Origin of the sequence: Amorphoplanes friuliensis DSM 7358, from assembly GCF_000494755.1 — a bacterium.
GTDB classification, from domain to species: Bacteria; Actinomycetota; Actinomycetes; order Mycobacteriales; family Micromonosporaceae; genus Actinoplanes; species Actinoplanes friuliensis.
Window position 1 is genome coordinate 7,141,093 of sequence record NC_022657.1, and the last position, 15,503, is coordinate 7,156,595.

A 15,503-nucleotide genomic window follows, 5' to 3' on the forward strand; every position below is an offset into this window, starting at 1 on the left:
GATCACCGATGACCGTCACCCCTCTCCACCAGGACCGTGCCGTGGACGCCGACCTCTTCCGGGCGCTGCTGCGCCGCCACGCCGCGGCAGTCGTCGTGATCACCGCCCCGGGTGAGCCACCCGCGGGTTTCACCGCCACCTCGTTCACCTCGGTGTCGCTCGACCCGCCGCTGGTCTCCTTCTGCCTGGCCAAGTCCGCGTCGGCCTGGCCCGCGGTGCAGGCCGCGAGCACTATCGCCGTGCACGTCCTGACCCAGGAACAGGAACACGTGGCGCGGACGTTCGCGACACGCGGCATCGACCGGTTCGCCGCCCACGGCGCCTGGCGGCCGGGCCCCGACGGTGTGCCACTGCTCGAGGGAGTGCTTGCCACCATCGTGTGCAAGGTGGCCCAGCACGTCGAGGCCGGCGACCACACCATCGTGCTGGCGACCCCGGAGCTCGGCGAGCATCACGCGGACACCACCGTCACACCGCTCGTCTACCACGACGGCACGTACGCCCACCTCCAGCGGTCGGCGTAGATGCAGATCCACTGGTTCCTGCCCACCGCCGGCGACAGCCACGGCATCACCAGCGGCGGGCAGGCCGCCGCCACCGTGGTCACCGAGCGGCCACCCGACCTCGGGTACCTGGCGATCCTCGCCCGCGCGGCCGAACGGCTCGGCTTCACCGGCATGCTCACGCCCACGGGCACGTTCTGCGAGGACGCGTGGATCACCACGGCCGCGCTGCTCGCCGAGACGTCGACGCTGAAGTTCCTGGTCGCGTTCCGGCCCGGGCTGGTCAGCCCGACGCTCGCCGCGCAGATGGCGTCGACCTACCAGCGGATCTCCGGCGGGCGGCTGCTCCTCAACGTCGTCACCGGCGGCGAGTCCACCGAGCAGCGCCGCTTCGGCGACTGGCTCGACCACGACCAGCGGTACGCCCGCACCGCGGAGTTCCTGCAGGTGCTGCGGGGTGCATGGTCCGGCGAGCCGTTCGACTTCACCGGCGAGCACTACCGGATCGAGGGCGCAACCACGCGGCTGACACCGGACCCGGTGCCCCCGATCTTCTTCGGCGGCTCGTCACCGCCGGCGCTGCGGGTCGCGGCCGCACACGCGGACACGTACCTGACGTGGGGAGAACCACCCGATGCCGTCTCGGCCAAGCTCGCTGCCGTCCGCGCACTCACCGACCGGCCCCTCACGTACGGCATCAGACTCCACGTGATCACCCGGGACACCGCCGCCGAGGCGTGGGCGGCGGCCCGTGCGCTGCTCGACCGGGTGCCGCCGCAGGCTGTCGAGGCGGCAAGGGAACGCTTTGCGCGTACCGAATCGGAGGGACAGCGACGGATGGCCGAGCTGACGGGCGGCGACTCGCTGGAGGTCTCGCCCAACCTGTGGGCCGGTTTCGGGCTGGTCAGGCCCGGTGCCGGAACGGCGCTGGTCGGCAGTCACGCCGAGGTCGCGGATCGCATCGCCGAATATCACGCGCTCGGCATCGACCACTTCATCCTGTCGGGACAACCGCACCTGGAGGAGGCCTACCGCTTCGGCGAGGGCGTCCTTCCCCTACTGAAACTGGGAGCAGCTGCATGAGCGGAATCGTTGTCGTATCGGGCAATCCGCGGGCCGGGTCGCGGACGTCGACGCTGGCGGCGGCCGTCGGTTCGGCGCTCGGTGGCGCGTCCACGGTCATCGAGGTCGGGGCGCTGGGCACCGGGTTGCTGACGCCGGACGACCCCGCAACCGCCGCCGCGGTGACGGCTGTCCGGGAGGCCGACGTGCTCGTGGTGGCCACGCCCACCTATAAGGGCAGCTACACCGGGGTGCTCAAGGTGCTGCTCGACCAGCTGCCCGCCAACGCCCTGGCGGGCAAGCGTGCCGTGCCGGTGGTCACCGCCGGAGTGGCACCCCAGGCCGCCGCCGCGGCAGCCCTGCTGGCCCAGCTTCTCGGTGAGCTCGGCGCCGACGTCGCGCCCGCGCTGCCGGTCGTGGAGGCCGACCTGCCCGAGTCGGCGGCGATAGCGGAGAAGTACGCCGCAGCGCACGGCGGGTGATTGGCGGCGGCTTGGCACGATGACCGGCATGGACATCCTCGTGACCGTGGCGCTCGCCGTGCTGCTGGTCGGTCTCTTCCTGCTGGCCCTGGCCTCGTCGTCGAACTCGCGCCGGGAACAGCTGCGGACGGCGAACCGCCTGACCGCGATCGAGCACAAGCTGGACTCGATCATCGCCCACCACGGCATCACCGTCCGGGAGCGCGAGTTCCCGGACGTCGTGCGGCTGGTTCAGGAGGACAAGCGCATCGAGGCGATCCGCGTCTTCCGCACCGAGACCGGGTCGAGTCTGCTCGAGGCCAAGAACGCCGTCGACGCGATCGCGGCGCGGTACGGGCGCTGAAGAGCGAGCTTCGAGGGCCGCCGGATCCGGCGGCCCTCGAATTGATCTATCCGGCTCGCCGGGCTCGCGCGGTGATCGTCACTCGGCCTGCTCGTTGACTGTCACCCGGCGGCGGTCCCAGAGCTTGGCGGCGCCGACGAGGACAGCGGCGCCGGCCATGGTCACCGCGCCCCAGAAGAGCAGGCCGCCGTCCGCGTTGCCGTCGAACCAGGCGAGGTAGGCCAGGACCGCCGCGACCGCGACGACCGCCACACCCGGCAGGCTCGCCAGGGCCCGACGGCGACCGGCCGGCCGGAACAGACCGACCACGGCATCGGCCACGACCAGCAGCGCGGCCACCGCGCACATCCCGAACGTGTACGACCGGAAGTCCAGCGGCACGTCGCTGTCGTCGAGCCGGAAGACGATCAGCAGCAGGGCGACACCGAGCACCAGAGCCAGGATCGCGGACGACCCGAGCTCCCAGGACCGGGGCAGCGGCCGGTTGCGGTCCTGCCGCTTGCGCGGCACGTAGTCCCAGGCCCGGTCCGTCGCCCAGCGGCTCGCCATCGCGCCGAAGATGCTCAGAGCCAGGAAGGCGATGAGCGGGCCCACGACCGTCTGCCCGAGGTAGCCGATGATGGCGGCCGCCAGCGCGGCCACGGGGATGCTGGTCGCGGCGCCGACGAGCCAGCCGTTGCGGAACTGGACGCGGGCCTCGGGCAGGTCGAGCGGGTGGACCAGGAACTGCTTCTCGGGGTCCGGGAGGTCGACGATCTCTTCCATGACGTTCGGGGCCTCTTCCAGGAGATTCACGACAGCCTCCAGGGCGCGTGGTCGACAAAGGAACTGGTCGGGTTGGGGCGGGCGATGTCGTAGACCTTCTGGCGCGAGACGCCGAGCCGGCCGGCGACCGTCACCGCGCTGAACTCGTCGAGGAGCGCCTCGACGGCCAGCGCCCGGACGGCAGAGGCCCGTGAGGTCAGGTGTGCGGTCAGGGCACTGACCTCGGCTGCGATCAGGGCGACGGGAAGCGGGCCACCGAACGGCTCGGCCCAGTCACCGGCTCCACTCGTGGCCGCCGCGAACAACTCGTCGCCACCGTTGGAGAGGGCCGACCACACCTGCTCCGCAGTGACGCCGGCCGACTCGAACCGCTCACGGATCGAATCTCTGGTGTCGGGCGTGCGGTGGGCCAGGACCCGGTCCCAGCTCGTGTCACCCCCGGGTTGACTGCTCATGGGACAAGGATGTGTCACCCCGGGGGTTACTGTCAACCCCGGGGCGACACTTTTCGCTGTGAAGCCTCGAACTCCGGGGTGGACGGTTGGGCCTAGAGTGCGCCCCGTGCCCACGTTTCCTGCTGCGTACCGGTGGACGCTCGGTGTTTTTGTGCTGGTGCTCGGGGCCACGTGGTGGCGGCCCATCTATCCGGTCGAGCAGGCACTGCACCACTCGTTGACCGTGGCCGGGGTGATTGCGCTGGTGCTCGTGCAGCGACGGCGGCTGCTCCCGTACAGCTCGTTCCTGCTGATCTTGATTTTCTTGACCCTGCATTCGGTGGCGGCACGGTGGATCTACTCGTTCGTGCCCTACGACGACTGGACGCAGGCGCTCTTCGGGATGCGGCTCTCCGAGGTCCTCGGCTGGGAACGCAACCACTTCGACCGCCTGGTCCACCTGAGCTACGGGTTGTGTTTCGGTCCGGTGCTGTTCCGCCGGCTGCTCGACGCCGGCCTGCGCGTCCGGTGGGCGGCGCCGACCGCGGTTGAGCTGGTCCTGTCGACGAGCGCCGTCTACGAGCTCTTCGAATGGGCGATCGCGATGACGCTGGCGCCCGGCGCGGCCGAGGCCTACAACGGCCAGCAGGGTGACATGTGGGACGCCCACAAGGACATGGCCCTCGCGACCGGCGGCGCCGTGCTCGCCGTCACGATCGCGGTCCTGCTGCTGCGCCGGCGCTCCGGCCCGGCGGTCACGGACCGAATCAGACCACCAACGGTCATCGATACGTAACACGGCGTTCCTACGTTGACGGCATCCACACCGCCGTCACGTCCGCTCCCCCGGGCGCGGCGGCACCCCGGCGAGCCAGGTGGTGGCCATGACGCAGGAAATGACCCCGGAGCACGTGTCGCCCGACGCCGACGTACGGGCGGCGACACACGAGACCCTCGAGGACTACACGCTGCGGTTCGCGCCGCGCAGTTACCGCAAATGGTCGACCGGCGTGGTGGCGGTCTCGGCGCTGGGTGGCATCGCCTACCTCGCGGACTTCGCCATCGGCGCCAACATCGGCATCTCGTACGGCACGACCAACGCGCTGTGGGGCATCGGCGTCTTTGCCGTCGTGGTCTTCCTGACCGGCTTCCCGCTGGCGTACTACGCGGCGCGCTACAACATCGACCTCGACCTGATCACGCGAGGCAGCGGCTTCGGCTACTACGGCTCGGTCGTCACGAACGTCATCTTCGCGACGTTCACCTTCATCTTCTTCGCCCTCGAAGGCTCGATCATGGCCCAGGGCCTGAATCTGGGCCTGCACATACCCCTGTGGCTCGGCTACGCCCTGTCGACAGTGATCATCTTCCCGCTGGTCATCTACGGCATGAAGGTCCTGTCCACTCTGCAGGTGTGGACAACCCCGCTGTGGCTCGTGCTGATGGTGCTGCCGTTCGCCTATCTGCTGGTCAGCCACCCCGAATCGATCGACGCGTTCTTCTCCTACCGCGGTGAGGACGGCAACGGCGCGACCAACCTCGGCTCGATCATGCTGGCGGCCGGCGTCTGCCTCTCCCTCATCGCCCAGATCGCCGAGCAGATCGACTACCTGCGGTTCATGCCTCCGCGTACGCCGGAGAACTCCCGCAAGTGGTGGACGGCGATGATCCTGGCCGGACCGGGCTGGGTCATCTTCGGCGCACTCAAGCAGGCGATCGGCCTGTTCCTGGCCGTCTACATCATCGCGACGGTCGCGGACGGCGCCGCGGTCGCGAACCAGCCGGTCCACCAGTTCCTGGAGATCTACCGCGACATCATGCCGGGCTGGATCGCCATGACCCTCGCGGTCATCCTGGTGGTCATCAGCCAGATCAAGATCAACGTCACGAACGCGTACTCGGGGTCGCTGGCCTGGACCAACTCGTACACCCGGATCACCAAGCACTACCCGGGGCGGCTGGTCTTCCTGGGTGTGAACCTGGCGATCGCGCTGATCCTGATGGAAGCCAACATGTTCGACTTCCTCAACACGATCCTCGGCTTCTACGCCAACTGCGGCATGGCCTGGGTCGTCGTCGTGGCGTCCGACATCGTCTTCAACAAGTACCTGCTGAAGCTGTCCCCGCTGAAGCCGGAGTTCCGCCGCGGCATGCTCTACGACATCAACCCGGTCGGCTTCGGCTCGATGATCATCGCGGCCGGCGTCTCGATCGTCGTCTTCTTCGGCGGCCTGGGCGAGACCATCCGGCCGTACTCCCCGCTGGTCGCGATCGGCCTCGCCCTGATCCTCCCGCCGATCATCGCGATCGCCACGAAAGGCAAGTACTACCTGCGCCGCACCGACGACGGCATCGACCTCCCCATGTACGACGAACACGGCAACCCGTCGGGCGAGGTCCTGACCTGCCACGTGTGCCGTCAGCAGTACGAACGCCCCGACATGGCGGCATGCCAGACCCACGACGCGCACGTGTGCTCGCTGTGCCTGAGCACCGACAAGGTCGCCGACCACGTACTGCCCAGCCAGGTCTGACCCTCCCGGAATGCGGCGGAGGTGGTCGCTGTTAGGAGCAGCAGGAGGTCATCATGAAGGTGCGTAACTCGCTGCGGTCGCTGAAGAGCAAGCCGGGTTCGGTGGTCACCCGCCGCCGGGGCCGGATGGTCGTCATCAATCGCAAGAACCCCCGCTGGAACGGCCGACAGGGCTGACGCCGGCGCGATAACGTAGAAGACAGCAAGGCCGGGGACCCGCCGCCACGGGTTCCCGGTCTTTCTCGTTCTTGCCTTTCTTACTGTTGGCACGGTCTTTCCGGTGTCGCACAATGGCGCGATGACCCCTCGCGTGCATCCGGTCGCGTCGACCGACGGCCTGACCCTCACGGTCGAGGAATACGGCACACCCGGACAATCCGCCACGATCGTCTTCCTGCCCGCACTCGGGGTCCCGCTGGCCTACTACCGCCCGCTGTTCGAGGCCTGGGTCGCCCGCGGCCGACACGTCGTCGGCGTCGAACTGCGCGGCATGCCCCAGAGCCCCGTCTCCGACCTGCGACGCGACTCGTTCGGGTACGCCCACCTCCTCCGCGAGGACCTCCCCGCGATCTTCGCGGACCCCGCCGTCGCCGCCGCCGACCGGATCGTCCTCGTCGGCCACAGCCTGGGCGGTCAGCTCGCGCTCCTCTCCGGAGCCGCCGGCACGGTACGCGCGGACGCCGTCGTCGCCCTCGCCACCGGCACGAGCTCACCCGCCGCCCGCCGCACCAGACTCGGCCGGGCCAGCCGCGCCGCCGGCATCCGCTTCGTCGGCGCGGTCACCTGCTCCCTCGGCTACTGGCCGGGCCACCGCCTCGGCTTCGCGGGCCGCCAGCCGCGCACCCTCATGAACGACTGGGGCTACGAGGCCCGCACCGGCCGCTACCGCCTCCGCGGCGACTACACCGACTACGAAGCCGCGCTGAGCACCCTGCCCGTCCCGGCCCTCCTCGTGGGCATCGCCGGCGACCGCATGATCCCCCGCGCGGCGGTCGACCACCTCGCCGGCCGCCTGCCCGCCCAGGTCAGCCGCACCACCATCGAAGCCGTCCCGGACCACTTCCTGTGGGCCCGCCGCGCCCCGGAAAAAGTGGTCGCCGGCGTCGAGGACTGGCTCACCACCCAGGGACTCTGAGCCCACCGAGCCGTCACCGGCCGCACGGCTGGAACGACCCGGCGCTGCTCGCGGCCGACTGGTCGCCGAGGTCGCGGTCGGTTGGAGCGGCTGAGCTGCGCGAAAGATGGGCTGGGCGTGAAGCCTGGCTGACCGAGGCCGGGCCGGGCGGAAGCCCGGCCGAGCAAGCCGGGCAGGGCAGGCCGGGCAGGGCAGGCCGGGCCGGGCAAGCCGGGCAGCGCAAGCCGGGCCGGGCGGAAGCCGGGCCGGGCAAGTCGGGCTGGCCAAGCCGGGCTGGCCAAGCCGGGTCTGGGTCAGCCGCGGGCGAAGAGGGCCAGGCGGACGCGGTTGGGGCTGTCGGTCTTGGTCATCAGGCTGGTGATGTGGGTCTTGACCGTGGTGACTCCGATGTGGAGGCGGTCGGCGATCTCGGTGTTGGAGAGGCCTTCGGCGACGAGGTTCAGCACGTCGCGTTCGCGGGCGGTCAGACCGGACACCGGCCGGGGTGGCTCGACCCGGGCGGCGACCGCCCGGCGCACCAGCCGCTGCAGCACCTCCTGGCTGAACGGGCTGTCACCCGAAGCGGCCCGGCGGATCCCGTCGAGCAGCTCGGTCGGTGGTGCGTCCTTGAGCAGAAAGCCGCACGCCCCCGCAGTCAGCGCCGGGTAGAGATGGTCGTCGTCGCCGAAGGTCGTGAGGACCAGGACGCGTGCGGCCGGCCGGGCCGCGAGGATGCGCCCGGTGGCGGTGATGCCGTCGACGCCGGGCATTCGCAGGTCCATGACGGTGACGTCGGGGGTCAGGCGTGCGGCGAGAGTCACGGCGTCGCGGCCGTTGTCGGCCTCCCCGACGACGGTCAGGTCGCTCTCGGCGTCACAGAGCATCCGCAGCCCGGCACGGATCAGCGGCTGGTCGTCGACCAGCAGAATCCGGATCACGCGGACCCCGCCGCCGGACCAGAAGCCCGATCAACCAAAGGCTCGTCCCCCGAAGGCACGGATGTGGGTGGGTCTGCGGGCAGGGAATTCGCCGGCCCTGTGCTGGGGCCGAGGTCGGGAGGCGGTTGGGTTGCGGGAAGGACGGTTTCGACGCGCCAGCCGCCGGCGGCCGGGCCCACGGTGAGGTGGCCGCCGAGGACCTCGACGCGTTCGCGCATGCCGGTCAGGCCGTGGCCGCCGCCGGAGGGGAGGCCGGGAGAGGTTCCGCCGCCGTCGTCGGCGATCGACCAGAGGACGTCGCCGTCGAGGACCGCGACGCGGAGGCGGGCGTGGGCTGCGGTTCCGGCGTGTTTGGCCACGTTGGTGAGGCCTTCCTGGGTGAGGCGGAGGATGGCCAGGCCGCGGACGGCGTCCAGGGTGCCCACCTCGGGGGAGATCGCCGCGTCCACCGTCAGGCCCGCGCGGCGAGCGGTTTCGACTGCCGCGTCGAGCGCTGCGGGGAGGGCGCCGGGGTCGATGACCGTGAGGGCGGCGTCCGTGCGTACGGAAGGGTCGCGCAGGACGGCGACCAGCCGGCGGAGGTCCGCCAGGGCGGCCGTGCCCGTGCTGTGGACGTCGTCGAAGACTTCGGTGACGCGGGGGTCGGTGTCCGGCAGGACGTGTTTGGCGACACCGACACGCAGGACCATCGAGGCGACGTGGTGGGCGACGACGTCGTGGAGTTCGCGGGCGATGGCGCTGCGTTCGTCGGCGCGGGCGGCGCGGGTTTCGGACTCGCGGCGGCGCTGTTCCTCGAGGGCTCGGTGCTGGGCCTCGAGGCCCAGCTCGCGGGTGGTCCGGATGACCTGGCCGATCAGCGCGGGCACGCCGACCACCACGAAGAGGCCGTAGATCGGCGTGGTGAGGCGGAACGGCTGGTCGCCGAGGGTGAAGGCCAGGTAGACCGCGGAGACGAGGCCGGCCCCGGCGACCAGGAAACGCACGCGGGGAGCCCACATCGCCAGCTCGAGCAGGGCCCAGCTGGCGCCGACCTGGTTGATCATCGTGTCGTCGAGGAGCCAGAACGCCACCACCAGCAGGGCCGTCTGGACGACGAGGTTGACGACGCGCTGCCGGTGGAAGATCAACGCTGAGGCGAACGCGAGCACCGCGAGGATCAGCTGGTTGCGGGTCGGCGGGTGGCCTTCCGTGCCGAAGAGGAGGTAGCTGACACCGCTGAGGTCGAGCAGGATCATGCGCACGAAGGTGTCGCGCGCGTCGAAGAGCCGGCCCATCCATCCCACGACGACCACCCTAGGCGGTCTCGGTGACGGGGTACCGCGTGCGGACCAGCAGGTAGACCAGCAGGCCGAGCGGGCCGAGGAGGATGGTCAGGAGCAGGATCGGCGACATGATCAGCGCCGGGATGCCGCGGTCGCGGCTGTCCAGCCATGACCACCGGCCGACGAACAGGTCGAAGGCGATCATGTGCGCCCAGCCGGCGGCCGCGCCGTCGGCGGTGCCGAGCAGCTCGCGGACGCCGCCCAGCGTCGGTGAGGCGACGGCCGGGAACACTTCGCCGATGGCCGGGAGGACCAGCAGCCCGTAGATCACCAGGCCGGGCAGGACGATCAGCGGCGAGTCGATGATCCGCCGGGTCCACGACCAGCGCGGCAACAGGATCATCAGCGCCCAGAACGGCGCGGCGACGGTGAAAGTCAGACTGAACAGCAAACCCGTCATGCTGTGCCTCCCTCAGGCATGCCCTTCTGGCCCTTCACTCGCAAGCTCGTTTCGGTGCAGTCGGTCATGCCGCAAGCTCCAATTCCGGGGTCCGGCGCCGAGCCAGGACCAACCCTGTTGCTGTGGCCGTGGTGACGGCCAGGGATGCCCAGGCGGCGAGGGTCAGGCCGTCCGGTTCGAGCAGGGGCTGACCGCGCAGGGCCTGCCAGGTCAACATCAAGGTCAGGATCCCGTACGCACAACCGGCGACCGCCACCAGCCGGGCCCGTGTCAGCCTGTCGAGACGGGTGCCGAGCAGCAGCGCGAGCAGTGGCAGCGCCTGCAAAGCGTGCAGCCCCACGAAGTGGCCGATCCGCAGGTCGCCGCCCACCGTGCTCCACCCGACCAGGGGCAGGCCGGGGCCGCCGTCGGCCACGCCGACGCTGTGCGCACCGCTGATGCCGTCGACGCCGGCGGGGGCTTGACCGGGCTGGACCATCGGGATCGCGACCGCCATGCCGAGCAGTGACAGGCCGAGTCCCCAGCGGACGGCGTGGGCGGACACCCGGTCGGTGAGCCGTTGCCGGGCGATGACGATGCCGAGGACGAAGTGCGCGAGGAACAGCAGCATGACGGCGAGGCCCATGACCTGGAACAGCGCGTAGTTCAGCGGGGTGGTCTCGTTGTAGTGGCTGGTCGTGCCGCGGACGACCTGGGTGACGATGACGACGATCTCGGCGACCGAGGTGGCCAGGACGACGGTCACCGCGATCTCGGCGACGCGGCTACGACGCGGGAGCAGGGAGAGCATCCACGCGAGGGTGAAGGTGTAGAGGACGAACGACACCGCGAACTTGAACGGTTTGAGCCAGATCGGCGCGCCGGTCAGCACCCGCGGGTCGGCGAGGACGCCAATGCCGGCGACGACCGCGAGAACGGCCATCACCGCCGTGAAGAACAGCAGCGGGCGGTTCCAGCGCAGGACGGTTGTCATACCGATGATGCTTTCGGCCGGCGGGTGCCGTTTCGCCCGTCCGCGGGCCGGTCCTGCGGCCACGGGTCGGAGCCCTTCTCCTCCCTGGGTAGGAGGTGGCTCCCGGCGAGGAGGTGGCCATACTGTCCGCGTGAACGAGGTCGTGTTTCCCCGGACGGCGGACGGTCGGCGCAGCAGTTCAGCCCTGGGACGGGCGGTGGTGGCCGATGCGCTGCGGGTCGCGGATCCGGCGGCCGCCGCCGCGGCCGAGGGTGAGCGGGACTGGCGCAAGGGCTACCTGCGACCTTTCCGCGCACTCGTCGAGGCGGGTCTCGACAGCGGGTACGACCTGGCCCGCGCCGGCCTGGACTCGGTCCACGAGCGGATGCGGGTGGTCCGCGACGGTGAGGACGTTCCGCTCGCGGAGGCGTTCGACATCAAGGCGGAGGCGCCGCCGACGGTGACGGTCACGGGTGAGGGCAGCCGCGAGCGTGAGCTGGCCATCCCCTACCGCGGTGAGCTGCTGCGCGGTGACACTCTGCACCGTCAGCTCGACCGATGGGTGGAGCGCGGCGTGATCGAGGCGTCGTGCGCGGAGATGGTGCGGGAGGTCGCCGCCGAGCCGGACTGGCTGAACCTCTCCGACCAGCGGATCGTCGTGCTCGGCGCCGGCGCCGAGATGGGTCCGCTGCCGGCGGTGCTCGCGTGGGGCGGCACGGTTGTCGGCCTCGACCTGCCCCGGCCGCAGCTGTGGGCGCGCGTCGCCGGGACGGCCCGTAAGAGCGCCGGCACGCTGATCGCCCCCGGCAGCAGTGTCGAGGACGCCGGCATCGATCTGCTCACCGGTCTGCCCGCGGCCGCGAGCTGGTTGCTCGAACGCGAGGGCCGCCTGGTCCTCGGCAACTACGTGTACGCCCCGGGTGCCGCGTACGCACGTTTGTCGGCGGCGGTTGATGCTCTGGGCGTACATGTGCGGGAGCAGCGACCGGAGACGGCCCTGGCTTTCCTCGCGACGCCGACCGACGCTTTTGCCGTGCCCGGTGACGCGGTCGCGCAGGCGACGTCCCGCTTCCGGGAGCGGTCAGCGGCAGCCCGGACGACGGGTGCGCTCTCCGGCGGGCGGCTGCTGCAGCCGAACTACCCCGAGGGCGCGGATCCCGGCATCGCCGACAGCCTCGTCCCGCAGCAGGGCCCGAACTACGCGCTGGCCAAGCGCATCCAGCGGTGGCGCGCGTCGGTGTCCCGGCAGGACGGCGTGCCGGTGAGCTTCTCCGTCGCGCCGCCGACCCGGACCAGGTCGGTGACGAGCAACCGGCTGCTCGCCGCGGCGTACGCGGGTGCCCATCTTTTCGGGGTGGAGATCTTCGCACCGGCGACGAGCAACCGGCTGATGGCGGCGCTGATGGTCCACCAGCTGCGGAAACCGCGGCCGGCGGCACCGAGCGCCTGGGTCGACGAGACGGTCGGTGCGGCGCACGGCGGTCTGTGGCGCACGGCCTACCAGCCGCGGACGGCTCTGGGTCTCGCGGCCGTGCGCGGTCTGCCCGCGGCGGTCAGGTGAGGACAGGCGCGATCAGCGACACGAGTTCGTCGCGGGTCGGCCCGGCGGGCACGGCCGGGCGCCAGCCGCGATGGTAGATCTCGCGGACCTGCGGCTCGACCTCGGCCAGCGTCGCGGGCAGGGCCTCCATCGTCAGGTACGGCCCGATCACCCGCATCAGGGGCGGTTCGGCCGCGGCGGCCTCGACGATGTGCCCGGAGGTCAGCGGGCGGTTGAGGTCCACGTCCTCACCGGACCACTGGCGCACCTGGTCGGCGTCCCAGCTGACGTGATCGTCGTACCAGGGCCTGATCTGCTCGGTGCACCACGTGTCGAGCTCGAGGGTGACGGCCTCGACGTCGGTGGAGCCGTCGAGGAGGTTCACGAGACGGTGGGCCTGCAGCAGTGAGGTCGTGATGCCGCGGCCGGCGGTCGGGTTGGTGGTGCACACGGTGTCGCCGACGTGGATCAGGCCGGGCAGTGGCACCCGGCCGCCGGGGTCCAGCTGACCGCGGTAGGTGTTGCGGAGGTGGCCGCCGGGCAGCACGCCGGTGATCGGTGTGGTGCGGTCGGGGTCGGTCCACTCGCGCAGGCCCGGGATCGCCCGCACCGCGGCCTCGAAGGCGGCCTCGAAGCGCAGGTCGGCGAGTTGCCGGTCGGTGCTGGGCCGGGCGATCAGCAGGGAGACGGTCCGGTTGTCCTGGAGGAAGACCCCGGCCAGATATCCGGGGAAGCGGGAGATCAGGCCGATCGGCACGTTGGTCGGACCGGGTTCGGCCCCGGGCAGCAGCGCGTACTGCCGGGAGACGTAGGAGAGACCGCAGTCGCTGCCGTCCCCGGGCACCCGCAGGTCGTCGGCCAGGCGTCCGTTGCGCCCGGAGGCGTTGAGCACCAGGTCGGCGGGCAGCTCGGCGCCGTCGACGCGGAGACCGGTCGCGCGGCCGCCAGTGCTCAGCACGTCGTCGGCGTGCCCGGCCAGGAAGGTCACGCCGGGCTGCGCCACCGCGGCCTCGCGCAGCACCCGCTCGAAGGTCATCCGCCCGCACTGCATGCCGATGACCGTCCGGGGCCGTTGCCCCTCGGCGGGGAGGATCGTCAGCTCGGCGCCCGCCGACAGCAGCCCCTGGCGGACGTCGGGCATCTCGGCGTCGAGGACGGTGATGATCTGCCGGCGGAGGCCGTGGGGGTGATGGAACTGCATGACACCACGCCGCTCCCAGCCGCCGTCGGGCGCCGGGCCGGGATCGCGGTCCACGACCGTCACCCGGTGGCCGCGCCGGGCCAGGGCGATCGCCGTGTAGAGGCCGGTGGGTCCCGCACCGACGATGGCTACCTTCATCCGGCGAGCCTAAAAGGCGTCATGGGCCGTGGTCGCGCTCAGTCGGGATCCCGTCACGCGGGTTACGCTCGCCGTGTGGAGATGGCCGGCCTGGTGCTCGCCGCCGGCGCCGGCCGGCGGTACGGGATGCCGAAGGCCCTGGTGACGTACCGGGGAAGCCTGCTGGTGCAACGCGCAGCCGGTGTGCTGAGTGGCGCCGGTGTCACCCGCGTCCTGGTCGTGATCGGTGCGGAGGCCGGCCGGGTCCGCGCCGCCGCGCCCGATTTGACCTACGTCGACAATCCGGACTGGGCGACCGGGATGGCCTCGTCCCTGCGGGCCGGCCTGGCCGCGCTGGCCGCGACACCGGCGCAGGCCGCGGTGGTCCTGCTGGTCGACATGCCCGGCGTCACTTCCGCCTCGGTACGCGCAACGATCGCCACCGCCGCACCCGATTCGCTGATCATGGGCGGCTACGGCATCCGCCGCTCCCATCCGGTGGTGCTCGGACGTGACCACTGGGCCGGTGTCGCGGAGAGCGCGACCGGTGACCACGGCGCCCGTGACTACCTGCGGGCCCACGCCGATCGGGTGCGGGTCGTGCCCGTGGGCCACCTCGCCGACGACACCGACCTCGACGTACCGGAAGAAGTGACGCATGCGTGACGTCCTCGACGAACTGCTGCGCACCTGGCGCGCCGGTGAGCAGGCCGGTCTGGCCACGGTCACCGCGACCTGGTCGAGCGCACCCCGGCAGCCGGGCGCGGCCATGCTCGTCGGCGCCGACGGCACCGCGACGGGCAGCGTCTCCGGCGGTTGTGTCGAGGGCGCGGTCTACGAGCTCTGCCGCGAGGCCGCCGAGTCCGGTGAGCCGCGCACGACGCGGTTCGGGATCACCGACGACGACGCGTTCGAGGTCGGTCTCCCCTGCGGCGGCACGATCGAGTTGTTCGTCGAGCGGGCCGGCTTCCCGGAGTTGCCGCTGCTCGCCGATGAGGTCGCCGCGGGCCGCCCGGTGGCCCTGCTGACCTGTGTGGAGGGTCCGCCCGGGCAGGTCGGCGGGCACCTGGTCGTCACCCCGGACGGGCGGCACGGCTCGCTCGGCGGCGACCGCATCGACGACGCGGCCACCGACGACGGCCGGGGGCTGCTCGCGGCCGGGCGTACCGGTCTGCTGCACTACGGCCCGGACGGGCAGCGGCGCGGCAGCGGGCTGACGGTGCTGGTCACGTCGTTCGCACCCGCCGCACGGATGCTGGTCTTCGGCGCCACGGACCACGCCGCCGCGGTCGCCCGGATCGGCGCCTTCCTCGGTTACCGCGTCACCGTCTGCGACGCCCGGCCCGTTTTTGCCACCGCGCGGCGCTTCCCGGAGGCCGACGAGGTGGTCGTCGACTGGCCGCACCGTTACCTGAGAGCGGAGTCCGAGGCCGGACGCCTCGACGCCCGCACGGTGGTGTGCGTGCTGACCCACGACCCGAAGTTCGACGTGCCGGTGCTCGAGGTGGCGCTGACGTTGCCGGTCGCGTACGTGGGGGCCATGGGTTCCCGGCGCACCCACGACGACCGGCTCAAACGGCTGCGCGAGACCGGTCTGGGGCCGGCGGAGATCGCCCGGCTGTCGTCGCCGATCGGTCTCGACCTGGGCGCGCGGACACCGGAGGAGACGGCGGTCAGCGTCGCGGCGGAGATCGTGGCGGTGCGCTGGAGCGGCAGCGGTGAACGGCTGACCGCCACCTCGGGCCCGATCCACGCTGATCATTAATCTGGTGCGGCTGCTTGCGCCGGCAGCGCACA

Annotated in this window: 18 protein-coding genes; 11 read left to right on the plus strand and 7 right to left on the minus strand. The window is 71.4% G+C overall.

Annotated elements, in window-relative coordinates; genetic code table 11:
* The first annotated feature begins 8 nt into the window (after positions 1 to 8).
* Genes AFR_RS32930 through AFR_RS32945 form a run of 4 tightly spaced genes read left to right on the plus strand, consistent with a single transcriptional unit; the run spans position 9 to position 2,390 of the window.
* Entirely contained in the window at positions 9 to 524 is a 516-nt protein-coding gene (locus AFR_RS32930; protein ID WP_023561151.1) for a flavin reductase family protein, read from the plus strand.
* The gene (locus tag AFR_RS32935; protein WP_023561152.1) at positions 525 to 1,586 is read left to right on the plus strand and encodes an LLM class flavin-dependent oxidoreductase; all 1,062 of its coding nucleotides are present in this window, start codon (positions 525 to 527) and stop codon (positions 1,584 to 1,586) included.
* Positions 1,583 to 2,047, plus strand: a complete 465-nt coding sequence (locus tag AFR_RS32940) for an NADPH-dependent FMN reductase (protein WP_023561153.1) — start codon at positions 1,583 to 1,585, stop codon at positions 2,045 to 2,047. Before AFR_RS32935 ends, AFR_RS32940 begins: the two co-directional genes overlap by 4 nt.
* Before the next feature lie 28 nt (positions 2,048 to 2,075).
* A complete protein-coding gene (locus tag AFR_RS32945; protein WP_023561154.1) occupies positions 2,076 to 2,390 on the plus strand; it encodes a hypothetical protein in 315 nt (104 codons plus the stop codon).
* A gap of 78 nt (positions 2,391 to 2,468) precedes the next feature.
* Here the strand turns inward: AFR_RS32945 and AFR_RS32950 are convergent, their stop codons facing one another.
* Positions 2,469 to 3,185 (minus strand): hypothetical protein, encoded by a 717-nt coding sequence (locus tag AFR_RS32950; RefSeq protein WP_023561155.1) that lies wholly within the window; start codon positions 3,183 to 3,185, stop codon positions 2,469 to 2,471.
* The gene (locus AFR_RS32955; protein WP_023561156.1) at positions 3,182 to 3,610 is read right to left on the minus strand and encodes a hypothetical protein; all 429 of its coding nucleotides are present in this window, start codon (positions 3,608 to 3,610) and stop codon (positions 3,182 to 3,184) included. Before AFR_RS32955 ends, AFR_RS32950 begins: the two co-directional genes overlap by 4 nt.
* A gap of 106 nt (positions 3,611 to 3,716) precedes the next feature.
* Here AFR_RS32955 and AFR_RS32960 point away from each other — a divergent pair, with 106 nt between their 5' ends.
* From AFR_RS32960 to AFR_RS32975, 4 genes are all read left to right on the plus strand, one after another.
* The gene (locus AFR_RS32960; RefSeq protein ID WP_238547165.1) at positions 3,717 to 4,385 is read left to right on the plus strand and encodes a DUF2238 domain-containing protein; all 669 of its coding nucleotides are present in this window, start codon (positions 3,717 to 3,719) and stop codon (positions 4,383 to 4,385) included.
* Positions 4,386 to 4,473: 88 nt separating this feature from the next.
* Positions 4,474 to 6,123, plus strand: a complete 1,650-nt coding sequence (locus AFR_RS32965; RefSeq protein ID WP_041843036.1) for a purine-cytosine permease family protein — start codon at positions 4,474 to 4,476, stop codon at positions 6,121 to 6,123.
* A 53-nt stretch (positions 6,124 to 6,176) separates the two neighbouring features.
* Positions 6,177 to 6,299 (plus strand): ribosomal protein bL36, encoded by a 123-nt coding sequence (locus AFR_RS32970; RefSeq protein WP_015624451.1) that lies wholly within the window; start codon positions 6,177 to 6,179, stop codon positions 6,297 to 6,299.
* 121 nt (positions 6,300 to 6,420) lie between these two features.
* A complete protein-coding gene (locus AFR_RS32975) occupies positions 6,421 to 7,257 on the plus strand; it encodes an alpha/beta fold hydrolase (RefSeq protein ID WP_084298217.1) in 837 nt (278 codons plus the stop codon).
* A 293-nt stretch (positions 7,258 to 7,550) separates the two neighbouring features.
* Here the strand turns inward: AFR_RS32975 and AFR_RS32980 are convergent, their stop codons facing one another.
* The 4 genes from AFR_RS32980 to AFR_RS32995 form a co-directional block, all read right to left on the minus strand.
* Positions 7,551 to 8,174, minus strand: a complete 624-nt coding sequence (locus AFR_RS32980; RefSeq protein ID WP_023561160.1) for a response regulator — start codon at positions 8,172 to 8,174, stop codon at positions 7,551 to 7,553.
* On the minus strand, positions 8,171 to 9,457 hold the full coding sequence (locus tag AFR_RS32985) for a sensor histidine kinase (protein WP_084298478.1): 1,287 nt from the start codon (positions 9,455 to 9,457) through the stop codon (positions 8,171 to 8,173). The genes AFR_RS32980 and AFR_RS32985 overlap by 4 nt, the downstream gene beginning before the upstream one ends.
* A 10-nt stretch (positions 9,458 to 9,467) precedes the next feature.
* Positions 9,468 to 9,896 (minus strand): ABA4-like family protein, encoded by a 429-nt coding sequence (locus AFR_RS32990; RefSeq protein WP_023561162.1) that lies wholly within the window; start codon positions 9,894 to 9,896, stop codon positions 9,468 to 9,470.
* A gap of 64 nt (positions 9,897 to 9,960) precedes the next feature.
* Entirely contained in the window at positions 9,961 to 10,869 is a 909-nt protein-coding gene (locus AFR_RS32995) for a hypothetical protein (protein WP_041841323.1), read from the minus strand.
* Between the two features lie 130 nt (positions 10,870 to 10,999).
* Between AFR_RS32995 and AFR_RS33000 the strand changes: the two genes are divergently transcribed.
* Positions 11,000 to 12,409 carry a hypothetical protein gene (locus AFR_RS33000; protein WP_023561164.1) on the plus strand — a complete coding sequence of 470 codons (1,410 nt, stop codon included), beginning with the start codon at positions 11,000 to 11,002 and terminating at the stop codon, positions 12,407 to 12,409.
* Here AFR_RS33000 and AFR_RS33005 read toward each other — a convergent pair.
* The gene (locus tag AFR_RS33005) at positions 12,402 to 13,727 is read right to left on the minus strand and encodes an FAD-dependent oxidoreductase (RefSeq protein ID WP_023561165.1); all 1,326 of its coding nucleotides are present in this window, start codon (positions 13,725 to 13,727) and stop codon (positions 12,402 to 12,404) included. The genes AFR_RS33000 and AFR_RS33005 overlap by 8 nt on opposite strands.
* An 81-nt stretch (positions 13,728 to 13,808) precedes the next feature.
* On the opposite strand from AFR_RS33005, the gene AFR_RS33010 reads away from it, so the two are divergent.
* Both AFR_RS33010 and AFR_RS33015 read left to right on the plus strand, forming a co-directional pair.
* Complete coding sequence (locus AFR_RS33010; RefSeq protein ID WP_041843039.1) at positions 13,809 to 14,372, plus strand: nucleotidyltransferase family protein; 564 nt, start codon at positions 13,809 to 13,811, stop codon at positions 14,370 to 14,372.
* Positions 14,365 to 15,471, plus strand: a complete 1,107-nt coding sequence (locus tag AFR_RS33015) for an XdhC family protein (protein ID WP_023561167.1) — start codon at positions 14,365 to 14,367, stop codon at positions 15,469 to 15,471. The genes AFR_RS33010 and AFR_RS33015 overlap by 8 nt, the downstream gene beginning before the upstream one ends.
* Positions 15,472 to 15,503: the final 32 nt, after the last annotated feature.